The following is a 233-nucleotide window of genomic DNA, read 5'->3' as shown; positions in this document are numbered from 1 at the left end:
GCCTCCAGCTGGTGGTAGCACAACACGAGGCCTTCCGTGTAGTCCGTCCGTCTCGGGTTGTTTTCCGCAAGCTTCTCGTAATACACAACCGCCTTGTCAAAATCCCCGTCGTTGAAATACTGCTTGGCCAGGAAATCTTCCTGGGCCGAAACGACCGAAAGGCACAGGACTGCCAGGGAGCACAGGAATTGTTTCATAACAGGGCTTTCTACAAAGATACGAAGTAATACGGG

The 233-nt window shown here is 52.4% G+C and carries 1 pseudogene; it reads right to left on the bottom strand.

The features are described from left to right. Window positions 1-197: pseudogene (locus tag ACRHNM_RS18325) on the bottom strand (tetratricopeptide repeat protein); the annotation flags it as partial. Between the last annotated feature and the right edge of the window lie 36 nt (window positions 198-233).

Origin of the sequence: Psychroserpens mesophilus (assembly GCF_050617655.1) — a bacterium.
In the GTDB taxonomy this organism is placed as follows: Bacteria; Bacteroidota; Bacteroidia; order Flavobacteriales; family Flavobacteriaceae; genus Psychroserpens; species Psychroserpens mesophilus_A.
Note: the sequence above shows the minus strand (reverse complement) of the source record. Positions and strands in the feature narration are given on the sequence as shown.